Consider the following 13,062-nt stretch of genomic DNA (forward strand, 5'->3'; position numbering starts at 1 on the left):
GTGCAGATATGAAGCTCGAACTTCGCGGCATCACCAAGCGATTCGGTAGCCTCGTGGCCAACGACCACATCGATCTGGTGGTCGAGCCGGGGGAGATCCACGCGCTCCTCGGTGAGAACGGCGCGGGCAAGTCCACGCTCATGAACGTCCTCTACGGCCTGTACCAGGCCGATGAGGGAGAGATCCTCCTCGATGACGAGGTGCAGCGCTTCCGCGGTCCCGGTGACGCGATGGCTGCGGGGATCGGCATGGTCCACCAGCACTTCATGCTGGTCCCGGTCTTCACCGTGGCCGAGAACGTGATGCTCGGTCACGAGCAGACCAAGGCGCTCGGCACGCTCGACATCGCGAAGGCGCGAGAGCACGTGCGGTCCGTGGCGGCACGGTTCGGCTTCGACATCGACCCGGATGCGCTCGTGGGCGACCTGCCCGTCGGCGTGCAGCAGCGGGTCGAGATCATCAAGGCTCTGTCGCGCGACGCGAAGGTGCTCGTGTTCGACGAGCCCACGGCGGTGCTCACCCCGCAGGAGACCGACGAGCTGATGAACATCATGCGTCAGCTGCGCGACGAGGGCACGGCGATCGTGTTCATCACGCACAAGCTGCGCGAGGTGCGCGAGGTGGCCGACAAGATCACCATCGTCCGCCTCGGCAAGGTCGTCGGCGAGGCATCTCCCGCCGCGACCAACGCCGAGCTCGCCTCCCTCATGGTCGGCCGAGCGGTCGAGCTGACCGTGCACAAGGACCCGCCGCGTCTCGGCGAGGGCGGCTTCGAGGTCAAGGGGCTGCGCGTCCTCACGCCCACGGGCGCGATCGTCGTCGATGGTGTCGACCTCGCCGTCCGACCGGGCGAGGTCCTCGCGATCGCCGGTGTGCAGGGCAACGGCCAGACCGAGCTGGTGGAGGCCATCGTCGGCCTCGCCGCGCGCGTCGAGGGCAGCATCGTGCTCGACGGCAAGGAGCTCGTGGGCAAGAGCGTGCGCGCCATCCTCGACGCCGGTGTCGGCTTCGTCCCGGAAGACCGGACGGAGGACGGCCTGGTCGCCGGCTTCTCGGTCGCGGAGAACCTCATCCTCGACCGCTCGGACGATCCGGCTTTCAGCCGTGCCGGTACGCTTCGCCGTTCGGCACTCGACGAGTTCGCCCGCGCCCGCATCACCGAGTACGACATCCGCACCCAGGGGCCGGAGACTCCGGCGGGCACGCTGTCGGGCGGCAACCAGCAGAAGGTCGTCATCGCCCGGGAGATGAGCCGTGACCTGCGGCTCCTCGTCGCCGCGCAGCCGACCCGCGGCGTGGACGTCGGCTCGATCGAGTTCATCCACAAGCGCATCATCGAGACGCGCGATGCGGGAATCCCCGTGATCGTCGTCTCCACGGAGCTCGACGAGGTCGCAGCTCTCGCCGACCGGATCGCCGTCATGTACCGCGGCACCATCGTCGGCATCGTCCCCGGCGACACGCCTCGGGAGACACTCGGACTCATGATGGCCGGAGCGGCCGAAGGGGAGGTGGCCGCGTGAGCGGAGCGACGCCCGGCGCAGGAGATGTGACCAAGGGGATCCCGCCGCAGGAGCTCGCGACGAGCACCGGCACCGTCCCGCGCGACCCCTCCGACGTGCCACCGCCTCCGCGCGGGAACGTCATCCTCAAGGAGATCCTCCGCGGCAACGCCGTCACCACGATCCTCGCGATCGTCCTGGCTCTCATCGTGGGCGGCATCCTCATCGCCTTCACGAACGAAGACGTGCAGACGGCTTCCGTGTACTTCTTCGCGCAGCCGGGCGACACCTTCGTCGCCGCCTGGAACGCGGTGTACAACGGCTACGAGGCGCTCTTCCGCGGGGCGATCTTCAACGCCCGCGGCGCGGACTTCGCGGCTCAGATCCGCCCGCTGACGAACACCCTCGGCTTCGCGGCACCGCTGATCGCGGCCGGCCTCGGTGTCGCGCTCGCATTCCGCGTCGGCCTGTTCAACATCGGTGCCCGTGGTCAGATGCTCATCGGTGTCGCGGTCGCGGCGCTGCTGACGTTCTCCCTCGATCTGCCGATCTGGCTGCACATCCCCGTCACGCTGATCGCCGGCATCGCCGGCGGTGCGCTCTGGGGCGCCATCGCGGGACTCATCAAGGCGCGCACCGGTGCGCACGAGGTGATCCTCACGATCATGCTCAACTACATCGCGTACTACCTGCTGCTGTGGATGATCCGCACGCCGGGCCTGCTGCAGAAGCCGGGCACCAACCAGGCCCTCGGCTCGGCGACGCCGCAGAGCGCGCAGTTCCCGACCCTGCTCGGCCCGCAGTTCCCCCTCCTCGATCTCGGCTTCGTGATCGTGATCGTGGCGACCCTGTTCGTCTGGTGGCTCATCGAGCGGTCGTCGCTCGGCATGCGGATGCGCGCCGTGGGTGAGAACCCGCATGCCGCGCGCGCCGCCGGTATCAGCGTGCAGCGCATCTACGTCTACGCCATGCTCTTCGCCGGGGGACTGGCGGGTCTCGCCGGCATGAACCAGATCCAGGGCGCCGTCACCACCGGCGTCACCGAGACGATCGACGCCGGCATCGGCTTCGACGCGATCACGGTCGCGCTCCTCGGACGCAGCCGTGCCTGGGGTACGTTCGCGGCCGGCATCCTGTTCGGGGCGCTCAAGGCGGGCTCGTTCTCGATGCAGGCGCAGGACATCCCGGTCGACATCGTGCTCGTGGTGCAGTCCCTCGTGGTGCTGTTCATCGCGGCGCCGCCGCTGCTGCGCACGGTGTTCTTCCTTCCGAAGACCGATGCGGAGAAGGCGGCCAAGGCCAGAGCCAAGGCCGCGAAGAAGGCGGTGATGGCATGATGTCCCTCGTTCAGACCCAGGCCGCCGACGGCACGGTGCAGCTCGCGACGGTCAAGGAGCGGCACCTCAAGGCGCCGATCGTCCTCGCCGCGGCGACCGCGCTGCTGGCGCTGCTGTTCCTCGCGGTGCCGCGGACGGGCACCAGCACCTTCCGACTCTCCGACCAGTCCTCGGCGCTCTCGCTGCCCGACGTGGCCCTGCCGACCGCCTCGACCTTCTGGGTGGTGTTCGGCATCCTGGTGGTCCTCACGGTCGGAGCCTTCCTCCGGGCATGGACCTACCGCAAGCCCTCGCTGTGGCTCGTGGTCGCCTACGGCGTGCTCGCCGTCTTCGCCTTCCTCGTCTGGGCGTCCGCCGGGGGACTCGTGCCCGTCACGAGCCTGCTGTTCGGAGCGGTGTCGCTGTCGGTGCCGCTCGTGTTCGGTGCTCTGGGCGGCGTCATCGGCGAGCGTGCCGGTGTCGTGAACGTCGCGATCGAGGGTCAGCTCCTGCTCGGCGCCTTCTCCGCCGCGCTGCTCTCGAGCATCACCGGTAACCCGTTCGTGGGTCTGATCGGCGCGATGGTGGGCGGCGTGTTGGTGGCCAGCGTGCTGGCCGCGTTCGCGATCAAGTACCTCGTCGAGCAGGTGATCGTCGGTGTCGTGCTCAACGTGCTGGTCACGGGCCTCACCGGCTTCCTCTACGGGGCGCTGCTCGCACCGAACGAGACGACCCTGAACACTCCGGTCCGGTTCCCGCGCGTCGAGATCCCGGTGCTCAGCGACATCCCGATCATCGGACCGGTGCTGTTCAACCAGACGTTCATCGGGTACCTGATGTTCATCACCGTCGCCGTGGTGGCGTGGGGGCTGTACCGCACCCGCTGGGGTCTGCGGCTTCGTGCCGTCGGCGAGCACCCGCAGGCCGCCGACACCGTCGGCATCAAGGTGAACCCGACCCGGTTCTGGAACGTGCTGCTCGCGGGTGCGATCGCCGGTATGGGTGGTGCGTACTTCACGCTCGTCTCGGTGCCGCAATTCGGCAAGGACATGACGGCTGGGCTCGGCTTCATCGCCCTCGCCGCCGTGATCTTCGGCCGCTGGGACCCGATCCGCGCCACGCTGGCCGCGCTGCTGTTCGGCTTCGCGACCAACCTGCAGAACCTGCTGTCGATCCTGAAGACGCCGATCCCCGGCGAGTTCATGCTCATGCTGCCGTACCTGGTCACGCTGCTCGCGGTCGCCGGATTCGCCGGGCAGATCAAGGCGCCGGCTGCCGACGGCAAGCCCTACATCAAGTCCTAGCCCGATCAGGAAGAGGGAAGCATCGCAATGACGGACATCGACTGGGACGAGCTGCGCCAGGTCGCCACGGATGCCATGACGAAGGCGTATGCGCCGTACTCGCGCTATCGCGTGGGGGCGGCCGCTCTCGTCGGCGACGGGCGCATCGTCGCCGGCTGCAACGTCGAGAACGCCTCCTACGGCGTGACGCTCTGCGCGGAGTGCGCCCTCGTCGGCGACCTGCACATGTCCGGCGGCGGCCAGCTCGTCGCGTTCGTGTGCGTGAACAACGACGGACAGACGATCATGCCGTGCGGTCGCTGCCGGCAGCTGCTGTTCGAGCACGCGATGCCGGGCATGCTCCTGGAGACGGTCTCCGGCATCCGCACGATCGACGAGGTGCTGCCCGATGCGTTCGGGCCGCGCGCCCTTCGACAGGCTCAGGGACCAGAAGGAGAAGCACGATGACGGTTGAGCCCTTCGACGCGGTGGACGTCATCCGCGCCAAGCGCGACGGCGGTGCGGTCCCCGAGGCGGCGTTGCGTTGGATGGTCGACGCGTACACCCGCGGTTACGTCTCCGACGCGCAGATGGCCTCGTTCGCGATGGCGATCTTCCAGCGCGGGATGGAGCGCGATGAGATCCGCGTGCTGACCGATGCGATGATCGCGTCGGGGGAGCGGATGAGCTTCGCCTCCCTCGGCAAGAAGACCGTCGACAAGCACTCCACCGGCGGCGTCGGCGACAAGATCACCCTGCCGCTCGCCCCGCTGGTCGCCTCTTTCGGCGTCGCCGTTCCGCAGCTCAGCGGCCGCGGACTCGGTCACACCGGCGGCACGCTCGACAAGCTCGAGTCGATCCCCGGCTGGCGTGCAGCGCTCAGCAACGAGGAGATGTTCGCGCAGATGCAGGGCGACGTCGGCGCGGTCATCTGCGCCGCGGGTTCGGGCCTCGCTCCTGCCGACAAGAAGCTGTACGCCCTCCGCGACGTCACCGGCACGGTCGAGGCGATTCCACTGATCGCGTCGAGCATCATGTCGAAGAAGATCGCCGAGGGCACCGACGCGCTCGTGCTCGACGTGAAGTTCGGATCCGGCGCCTTCATGCAGGACATCGACCGCGCCCGCGAGCTCGCGCGGACGATGGTCGCGCTCGGCACCGATTCCGGAGTGGCGACCACCGCGCTGCTCACCGACATGAACGTGCCGCTCGGACTCGCGATCGGCAATGCCAACGAGGTCCGCGAATCGGTCGAGATCCTCGCCGGCGGCGGCCCCTCCGACGTCCGGGAACTGACCCTCGCCCTGGCGCGGGAGATGCTCGCCCTCGCCGGACAGCCGGATGCCGACGTGGAGGCCGCGCTCGACGACGGCCGCGCGATGGACAGCTGGAAGGCGATGATCCGCGCACAGGACGGCGACCCCGACGCGGTGCTGCCGACTGCGCGGGAGACGCATGTCGTGACGGCTCCGGCGGATGGCGTGATCACGCGCATGGATGCACTGCCGTTCGGCATCGCCGCCTGGCGGCTCGGAGCCGGGCGCGCCAGGGCCGAGGATCCGGTGATCTTCGAGGCGGGGATCGACCTGCACGCCAAGCCCGGTGACCGCGTCGTCGCGGGGCAGCCGCTGTTCACGCTGTCCGCGGCCGACGACGCCCGATTCGGTCGTGCTCTGGAAGCCCTCGACGGCTCGTGGGAGATCGGCGACGAGGCTCCGGCCACCGGTCCGATCGTGCGCGAGCGCATCACGGCGTGAGTCGCGACCGCTAGCCTGAACTGAGCACATCCGCGACCGAGAGGATCACCATGTCGATCGATGCGAACGGCGACGTCACGCTGCAGGGCGTTTCCCTGCGGAGCCTCCCGAAGGTGTCGCTGCACGACCACCTCGACGGCGCTCTACGCCCCTCGACGATCCTCGAGCTCGCGGACTCCATCGGCCTCGAGGTGCCGGAGTCCGACCCCGCCGCCCTCGGCAGGTGGTTCGCGAAGCAGAGCGATTCCGGTTCGCTGGTCGAGTACCTCATGACGTTCGACCTGACGACCGCCGTCATGCAGACCCAGGAGGGGCTCACCCGTGTCGCGCGCGAGTTCGTCCAGGACCTCGCAGCCGACGGCGTGGTCTACGGCGAGGTGCGCTGGGCCCCGGAACAGCACCAGGCGCGCGGCCTCACGCTCGAGCAGACCGTCGAAGCCGTGCAGCAGGGCATCGAGGAGGGCGAGGATGGGGCGGATCGCGACGGACGCAGCATCCGCGTCGGCCAGCTCATCACCGCCATGCGGCACACCGACCGGGCACGGGAGATCGCGGAGCTCGCGGTCGACTTCCGCGGTCGCGGTGCCGTCGGCTTCGACATCGCCGGCCCGGAAGACGGCTTCCCGCCGTCGAACCACCGTGCCGCCTTCGACTACCTCGCCGACAACTTCTTCCCGGTGACCGTGCACGCGGGCGAGGCCGCAGGACTCGCGTCGATCCGCTCGGCGCTCATCGACGGTCGCGCGCTGCGTCTCGGCCACGGCGTACGCATCGCCGAAGACCTCCAGGTCGTCACGCAGGAGGGCGACGAGGTGCAGGTGCAGTTCGGCGACCTGGCCCGCTGGGTGCGCGACCGCGAGATCCCGCTCGAACTCTCGCCGTCGTCGAACCTGCAGACCGGCGCGATCGCCGCGTGGGGCGACACTCTGGCCGACCACCCGTTCGACCTGCTGTATCAGCTCGGGTTCTCGGTGACGGTGAACGTCGACAACCGCACGATGAGCGCCACTTCGCTGACCCGCGAGCTCGCCCTGCTCGTCGAGACCTTCGAGTACGACCTCGACGATCTCGAGACGTTCCAGTTCAATGCGGCTGCTGCCGCGTTCCTCCCCGTCGAGGAGCGGGAGGAGCTCGTCGAGTTGATCGCCGAGGGATTCGACATCTGACCGTGGCCTCCGGGGGGAGACGGCGCGGGGGCGTCGCAGGAATCATCATCGCTGCGGTGATCGTCGTCGTGGGCGGCGGTTTCACGGCGTACGTCTGGCTGAACCATGCGCCGGCCGAGGCCGAGGCCGAAGCGAAGCCGTCACGGACGCCGGCACCGGTGGTGACGCCGCCGCCGCTGACTCCCGCGGAGCAGCTCATCGCGGATGCCGCCGATCCGCTGGCCTGTGCGGTGACGTTCACCGGCGAGGGGGCTCCGACAGACCCGCAGCTGCAGCGGCAGGACGGCCTGTACCAGGCGCTCCCGATCCCGGCCCTCGCCGGCCGCGTGTTCGCCGGCTGGTACCCGACGGCGACGGACGCCGCGGCCTACACGGTCGCCGCCCGGGTGAACGGCGCGGACCCCGTGGTCTGCGACCAGCAGCAGGTCGAGCTCTTCGCCGCGTGGAAGACGCCGGAGCAGAACACCGCCGAGGGCGTGCAGGTCCCGATCCTCATGTACCACCAGTTCACGGCGGATCCCGAGGGGGAGTCCGGCTGGCTGCGCGGCAACTACGCCTACATCGGCGACTTCGACGCGCACATGAACCACATCGCGACGACGGGCTTCTACCTGCCCACCTGGGATGAGCTGAGCGCCTTCATCGACGGCCGGCTCTCGCTGCCCGCGCGGAGCGTGATCATCACCGACGACGATGCCGACCAGACCTGGTTCGACCTCGGGGCACCCGTGGTGGCGGCGCACAAGCTGCTCGCGACCTCCTTCATGGTGACCGCCTACCGGTCGGACCCGCCGCCGTCGATCCACGTGCTGCGCCGCTCGCACACGCACGACATGCACAAGGCGGGCGACAACGGCGACGGCCTGATGGTCAACTGGACCGCGGATCAGATCGCCGCCGACCTGAACGTCTCCGGCGACACCCTGGGCGTTCGCGAAGTCATCGCCTATCCCTTCGGGCACTACGACGACACCGCCAAGCAGGGCGTCACGCAGGCCGGCTACGAGATGGCACGGACGATCGAGCCCGGGTTCGTGACGATCGGCACCGACAAGCTCGCCCTCCCCGTCGTGCGCATCGACTACGGCATGGGACTGGACGCCCTGGTGTCGCGCATCGGCTGACCGTCGTCGAGGCGGCAGGATGGTCGCATGCCCGACTCCGTCTTCATCGCCGGTCCCGCGTCGTGGAACACGATCGTCGTGCTCGACCGACTTCCCGAGCCCGTGCCCCACATGCAGTTCGCTGAGGAGACCTGGGCGACCGTCGGCGGAACGAGTGCCGGCAAGGCCCTGAGCCTCACGGGGCTGGGGCGTGCGACGCGGCTCCATGCTCTCGCCGGACGCGATGCGGAGGGCGAACGGGTTCGGGCCGCCCTGCACGCCGCGGGAGTCCGGGTGCACTGGGGCGAAGGGGTGACCGAGCGGCATCTGAACCTCATGACCCGCGCCGGCGAACGGGTCTCGCTGTACCTGTCGTCGCCGGACGCCACCGCGGGCGAGGACGATGTCTGGGTGCGCGAACGGATGGGAGAGGCGGGTGCGATCGTGCTCGACCTCGCCGCCGAGCCGCTGCGGCTCCTGCCGATGGCGCGGGAGACCGGAGTCCCGATCTGGGTCGACGTGCACGACTACGACGGTGAGGCCGAGTTCCACCGCCCGTTCCTGGCGGCGGCGGACGCGGTGTTCTGCAACGCGGATCGCCTTTCGGACCCGGTCGCGTTCCTGCGTGCGCGCATCGCCGCCGGTGCCTCACCGCGGTGTGCACGCTCGGGGCCGAGGGGGCGGTGGCCGTGGATGCCGAGGGGGTCGAACATCGGGTGGCTGCCGTGCCCGTCGAGGTCATCGACACTAACGGCGCGGGCGACGCCTTCCTCGCGGGTGTGCTCGATGCGCGCCTGGACGGGGCGGGAGTCGGTGCGGCACTCGAGGCGGGCGCCCGGACAGCCGCGGCCGTGCTCCGTTCGCGACACCTGCATCCGCTGTTGGATGCGGTCATGGACGCGGGGGAGTGACGCTCAGGGCGAGAGTGGGGCGAGGAACTCCTCGGTGAGCCGGGTGACCTCGTCGTGCATCTCCTCCGTCGAGATCGTCGGGGTGCCGTCGCCGGCCTGCGGGCCGTAGTCGCCGAAGGACGCGTGCGACGCCCCGTCGATCTCCACCATCTCGGCGTCGGCGGGCAGCAGGTCCCGCGCGTCGGCGATCTTCTCCGGAGTGGAGAGACCGTCTTCGCTGCCGGAGATGCTGAGCACGGGAAGACCGCTGTCCGACACGTCGGTCGCGCAGTACGAGCCGAACAGCACGAGCGCGTCGGCATCCGCTGCGAGCTGGCAGGCGCGGACGCCGCCCAGCGAGTGCCCGCCCACACCCCAGACGTCGATATCGGGTGCGGCGGAGGTGAAGGCGTCGAGTCCGCGCGGATCGAAGAAGGCCAGATTCAGCCAGGGACGCGTGATCACGACCGTGGTTCCTTCCTCGGCGAGCCCCTGGAGGATGGCCGCGTAGGCCCACGGGTCGACCTTGGCGCCGGGGATGAAGACCAGCCCGAGATCCGACTCGCCGTCGGCGGGGGCGAGCACGATGCCCTCATCCGCGTCGGTGACCGTGATCGCGGGGTTCTCCCGCACGGTCGCGAGGGGCTCCGGCTCCGCGGCCATGACGCCGATCTGGGTGTACGCCAGGACGCCGACCACTGCCAGCACCAGCACGATCGCGACACTCCACAGGACTCGTTTCAGGACCCGGCGGCCACGCTTCTTCTGCACGGATCAACGCTACCCCGCGTCGGCGCCCGTCCGCGCGACGGTGGGATGGGTGCGGAGGTACTCCTCGAAGGCCTCGCGTGTCGTGCGACGCGGGGAATAGCCGAAGTCCTCCTTCAGTCGGCGGTTCGCCAGCACCGGTCGGTACCGCAGGAACGGCACCTTCTCCGGTCCGTGCGGGGTGAGGCGCAGCATCCGTCCGAGCCGCAGCGCGGCCGACAGCACCCAGGCGGGCAGCACGAGCTGCGGCTTGCCCAGACGAGCGGCGATCTCGGGCACGGTCATCCGCCCATCGCCTGCGACGTTGAAGATGCCGGCCGGACCGTCGGTGGCCGCTCGCACCATCGCGGCCGCCACATCGTCCACCCAGACGAACACGAAGGGCGACTCGGATCCCGCGATGCGGAGGATGCGCCGGCCGTCCCAGAGTGCGGTGATCTGATTCCGCACGGTCGGACCGAGGATCGTGCCGATGCGGAAGATCACCTGCTGGAGCTCGGGGTGGGTCGTCCGGTGCTCGGCCAGCATCTCCTCCACCAGCCTCTTGTGCCGGGCGTACGGGAACGCGTCGTTGCCTCGAAGCGGCTGGCTCTCGTCGATCCACTCCGGGTTGTCGGCGTGATAGCCGTACGCCGCCCCCGAGCTGGAGACCACGATGCGCTGCACGCCCGCCTCGACGCACGCGGCGAGGACGTTCGCGGATCCGGTCACATCGACGCGGTACTCCAGGTCGACGTCGTGGCCCGGATTCACGATCGCCGCGAGGTGCACCACCGTGTCGATGCGATGCTCCCGCAGCACAGGAGCGATCGCGGCGGCATCCGTCACGTCCAGCGTCGCGTCGATGACGCCCTCACGGGGTGCGCCCGCACGAAGGTCCGCAGCGACCACGACGTCCACGTCGTCTCGTGCAGCGAGTGCCTGCGCGACGTGCGAGCCAAGGAACCCGCTGCCGCCGGTGATCAGCACCCGGGGCATCAGGTCGCCTCGACGGTGGTGCGGCCGCTCGCGTCGCCGGTGCTGGACCCCGTGCGCTTCCGGGTGTGCCGGGCCCAGAGTCCGGCCAGGACGAGCCCGGCGATGATGTCCCAGATGCCCCACCAGCCGGCCACGATGGCCATGCCGCCGAGTCCGTCGAAGAACAGGAACACCAGGCCGAGGCCGAGGCCGGCGTTGCGGATGCCGACCTCGAAGGTCATCGCCTTGCGCTCGCGGGTGCCGAGACCCCCGACCACGGCCGTGCCGTAGCCGAGCGCGAGCGCCACGGCGTCGTGCACCGCGACCACCAGCAGGATGATGCCGAGCACCTGCACGAACACCGCCCAGTTGCCGACCAGGGCGGCGATGATGAAGCCGAGCAGGGCGATCAGACTGAACCATTTCACGAACGGCTGCACGCGGGCGCTGAACCCCGGTGCCTTGGCGCGCAGGAGCAGGCCGAGGGCGAAGGGGAGGCCGACGATGAGGAAGATCTCGAGGAGCATCCGCCACGGGTCGAGGGTGATGTCGCGCAGCAGCGTGCGGGCGGTCGGGTGCAGCGAAGCCCAGAAGGTGATGCTCAGGGGCATCGCGACGATGTAGATGAGGTTCCCCACCGCGGTCAGCGAGACCGAGAGGGCGACGTTGCCGCCGGCGCGGTGGGTGAGCACCTGCGAGATGTTCCCCGGTGGGCAGCAGGCCACGAGCAGCATCCCGAGCGCCATCGACGGCGGCACCGGGAGCACGAGCGTCAGCAGGAACGTCGCGATCGGCAGCAGGAGCAGCTGCGCGAGGATCGCGATCACGAACGGCTTCGGGTGCTTCGCCACGACCCGGAAGTCGCTCGGCGAGGTATCCAGCGCGATGCCGAACATGATGAGTCCGAGCACCACGTTGAGGATCGTGAGCGTGCCGGGCGTGAACGAGAGGACGACGTCGTCGACGTTCATGTTGAGGCCTCCAGTGCGTCCTTCTCGCGCCGCACCGCGCCCCGATAGGCGTCTTTGTTGACGTAGTACGCCATCCGGTCCAGGCCCAGGTAGTGATAGCCGCCCGTGACATCGGGCCACGCGGTGCCGGTGACCCGGTCGCGGAAGCGGGTCGCCCGTGCGGGGTCGGTCTCGACCGCGTCGAGGTAGGCGGCGAGAAGCTCGGCCTGCTCGTAGCGGCCCTGCCACCCGATGCCGGACGCCTCGATCATTCCCATCACGTAGAGCCCGTTGAAGGAGGCGGGGAACACGTTCAGGAAGAGTCGGGGCGAGGCGCCCTGCCAGTGCAGGTGCTCTCGGTCGACGAACGGGTAGTCCAGCGTGTAGCCGGTGGCGAGCAGGACCAGGTCGTACTCGTCCGCGCTGCCGTCGCGGAAGTGCACCGTCCGCCCGTCGAAGCGGTCGACGTCCGGGCGGATGCGCAGGTCGCCCTGGCCGAGGTGGTTGAGGATCAGGGTGTTCACGATGGGGTGCGACTCGTAGATGCGGTAGTCGGGCTTCGGGAAGCCGAACCGCACGGGGTCGCCCGTGAACGCGCGGAGGACGCGGCTGTCGACGGCCTGCTTGAGGCGCGCCGGGAGCGGGCGACCCTGGTTGAGGGTGTCGCTGGGCTTGCCGAACAGGTAGCGGGGCACGAAGTAGTAGCCGCGCCGCACGCTCATGTCGACGGACACGGCGTGATGCACGGCGTCCACGGCGATGTCGCAGCCCGAGTTCCCGGCGCCGATCAGCAGTACCCGCTTGCCGCGCAGCTGCTCCGGGGACTTGTACGCGCTGGTGTGCAGGAGCTCGCCCGTGAACTCCCCGCGGAGGGTCGGCACGTTCGGCTCGGCGAGGGTTCCGTTGGCGAGGACGACGCCGGCGTACCAGCGGGTGTGTTCGCCGTCGGGCCCGGTGCTCGTCAGGTCCCAACCGTCGTCGCGGGGTTCGAGGCGCGTGACCCGAGTGTCGAACCGGAACAGGCCCGTCAGCCCGAAGTGATCGGCGAAGTCGTCGAAGTACTCCTTCAGCACGCGGTGGCCGGGGTAGTCCACCCGCGACCGCATCGGGAACTCGGTGAACTCAGTGGTGGTGCGGGAGGAGATCAGGTGCGCGGACTCGTACATCGTGCTGCGCGGATTCGTGATGTCCCACAGGCCGCCGACGCCGTGTGCGGCCTCATAGCCGTCCACCACGATTCCGCGCTTCTGCAGCGCGCGCGCCGCGGCCAGACCCGATGGACCCGCGCCGATCACGGCGTATCTGTTCATGCTGCTCCCCGCACGTCAGTGTGCTCGAAAAAACGCCCCCGCCCACCGATCGTAACGGCT

Annotated in this window: 12 protein-coding genes; 8 read left to right on the top strand and 4 right to left on the bottom strand. The window is 69.5% G+C overall.

Annotation, left to right across the window (positions count from 1 at the left end; genetic code table 11):
• Window positions 1–8 precede the first annotated feature (8 nt).
• The 8 genes from DW298_RS05880 (at window position 9) to DW298_RS19610 (ending at window position 9,038) form a co-directional block, all read left to right on the top strand.
• Entirely contained in the window at window positions 9–1,523 is a 1,515-nt protein-coding gene (locus tag DW298_RS05880) for an ABC transporter ATP-binding protein (RefSeq protein WP_136041527.1), read from the top strand.
• Window positions 1,520–2,839 carry an ABC transporter permease gene (locus tag DW298_RS05885; RefSeq protein ID WP_136041528.1) on the top strand — a complete coding sequence of 440 codons (1,320 nt, stop codon included), beginning with the start codon at window positions 1,520–1,522 and terminating at the stop codon, window positions 2,837–2,839. Before DW298_RS05880 ends, DW298_RS05885 begins: the two co-directional genes overlap by 4 nt.
• Window positions 2,836–4,122 carry an ABC transporter permease gene (locus tag DW298_RS05890; protein ID WP_136041529.1) on the top strand — a complete coding sequence of 429 codons (1,287 nt, stop codon included), beginning with the start codon at window positions 2,836–2,838 and terminating at the stop codon, window positions 4,120–4,122. Before DW298_RS05885 ends, DW298_RS05890 begins: the two co-directional genes overlap by 4 nt.
• Window positions 4,123–4,149: 27 nt before the next feature.
• The gene (locus DW298_RS05895; RefSeq protein ID WP_136041530.1) at window positions 4,150–4,569 is read left to right on the top strand and encodes a cytidine deaminase; all 420 of its coding nucleotides are present in this window, start codon (window positions 4,150–4,152) and stop codon (window positions 4,567–4,569) included.
• Window positions 4,566–5,858 carry a thymidine phosphorylase gene (locus DW298_RS05900; RefSeq protein WP_136041531.1) on the top strand — a complete coding sequence of 431 codons (1,293 nt, stop codon included), beginning with the start codon at window positions 4,566–4,568 and terminating at the stop codon, window positions 5,856–5,858. Before DW298_RS05895 ends, DW298_RS05900 begins: the two co-directional genes overlap by 4 nt.
• Before the next feature lie 50 nt (window positions 5,859–5,908).
• Window positions 5,909–7,024, top strand: coding sequence for an adenosine deaminase (locus tag DW298_RS05905; protein ID WP_136041532.1), 1,116 nt, complete (start codon window positions 5,909–5,911; stop codon window positions 7,022–7,024).
• Window positions 7,025–7,080: 56 nt separating this feature from the next.
• Window positions 7,081–8,148, top strand: a complete 1,068-nt coding sequence (locus DW298_RS05910; protein ID WP_240745028.1) for a polysaccharide deacetylase family protein — start codon at window positions 7,081–7,083, stop codon at window positions 8,146–8,148.
• A 668-nt stretch (window positions 8,149–8,816) separates the two neighbouring features.
• Window positions 8,817–9,038 (top strand): PfkB family carbohydrate kinase, encoded by a 222-nt coding sequence (locus tag DW298_RS19610; RefSeq protein ID WP_240745033.1) that lies wholly within the window; start codon window positions 8,817–8,819, stop codon window positions 9,036–9,038.
• A gap of 3 nt (window positions 9,039–9,041) precedes the next feature.
• On the opposite strand, the gene DW298_RS05920 is transcribed toward DW298_RS19610, so the two are convergent.
• From DW298_RS05920 to DW298_RS05935, 4 genes are read right to left on the bottom strand one after another with little or no spacing between them, the layout of a single operon-like run.
• Window positions 9,042–9,788 carry an alpha/beta hydrolase gene (locus DW298_RS05920; RefSeq protein ID WP_168429504.1) on the bottom strand — a complete coding sequence of 249 codons (747 nt, stop codon included), beginning with the start codon at window positions 9,786–9,788 and terminating at the stop codon, window positions 9,042–9,044.
• 9 nt (window positions 9,789–9,797) lie between these two features.
• On the bottom strand, window positions 9,798–10,763 hold the full coding sequence (locus DW298_RS05925; RefSeq protein WP_136041534.1) for an SDR family oxidoreductase: 966 nt from the start codon (window positions 10,761–10,763) through the stop codon (window positions 9,798–9,800).
• Window positions 10,763–11,713: a bile acid:sodium symporter family protein gene (locus DW298_RS05930; protein WP_136041535.1), complete on the bottom strand. Its 951-nt coding sequence runs from the start codon at window positions 11,711–11,713 to the stop codon at window positions 10,763–10,765. Before DW298_RS05930 ends, DW298_RS05925 begins: the two co-directional genes overlap by 1 nt.
• Window positions 11,710–13,002, bottom strand: a complete 1,293-nt coding sequence (locus DW298_RS05935; protein WP_136041536.1) for an NAD(P)/FAD-dependent oxidoreductase — start codon at window positions 13,000–13,002, stop codon at window positions 11,710–11,712. Before DW298_RS05935 ends, DW298_RS05930 begins: the two co-directional genes overlap by 4 nt.
• Window positions 13,003–13,062: the final 60 nt, after the last annotated feature.

Origin of the sequence: Microbacterium sp. A20 (genome assembly GCF_004794515.1) — a bacterium.
Lineage (GTDB): Bacteria > Actinomycetota > Actinomycetes > Actinomycetales > Microbacteriaceae > Microbacterium.

Excerpts from the sequence above, each read along its gene's own strand:
- DW298_RS05880 (WP_136041527.1), top strand. The coding sequence starts at position 9 with ATGAAGCTCGAACTTCGCGGCATCACCAAGCGATTCGGTAGCCTCGTG.
- DW298_RS05890 (WP_136041529.1), top strand. The coding sequence starts at position 2,836 with ATGATGTCCCTCGTTCAGACCCAGGCCGCCGACGGCACGGTGCAGCTC.
- DW298_RS05895 (WP_136041530.1), top strand. The coding sequence starts at position 4,150 with ATGACGGACATCGACTGGGACGAGCTGCGCCAGGTCGCCACGGATGCC.
- DW298_RS05900 (WP_136041531.1), top strand. The coding sequence starts at position 4,566 with ATGACGGTTGAGCCCTTCGACGCGGTGGACGTCATCCGCGCCAAGCGC.
- DW298_RS05905 (WP_136041532.1), top strand. The coding sequence starts at position 5,909 with ATGTCGATCGATGCGAACGGCGACGTCACGCTGCAGGGCGTTTCCCTG.
- DW298_RS05925 (WP_136041534.1), bottom strand. The coding sequence starts at position 10,763 with ATGCCCCGGGTGCTGATCACCGGCGGCAGCGGGTTCCTTGGCTCGCAC.
- DW298_RS05930 (WP_136041535.1), bottom strand. The coding sequence starts at position 11,713 with ATGAACGTCGACGACGTCGTCCTCTCGTTCACGCCCGGCACGCTCACG.
- DW298_RS05935 (WP_136041536.1), bottom strand. The coding sequence starts at position 13,002 with ATGAACAGATACGCCGTGATCGGCGCGGGTCCATCGGGTCTGGCCGCG.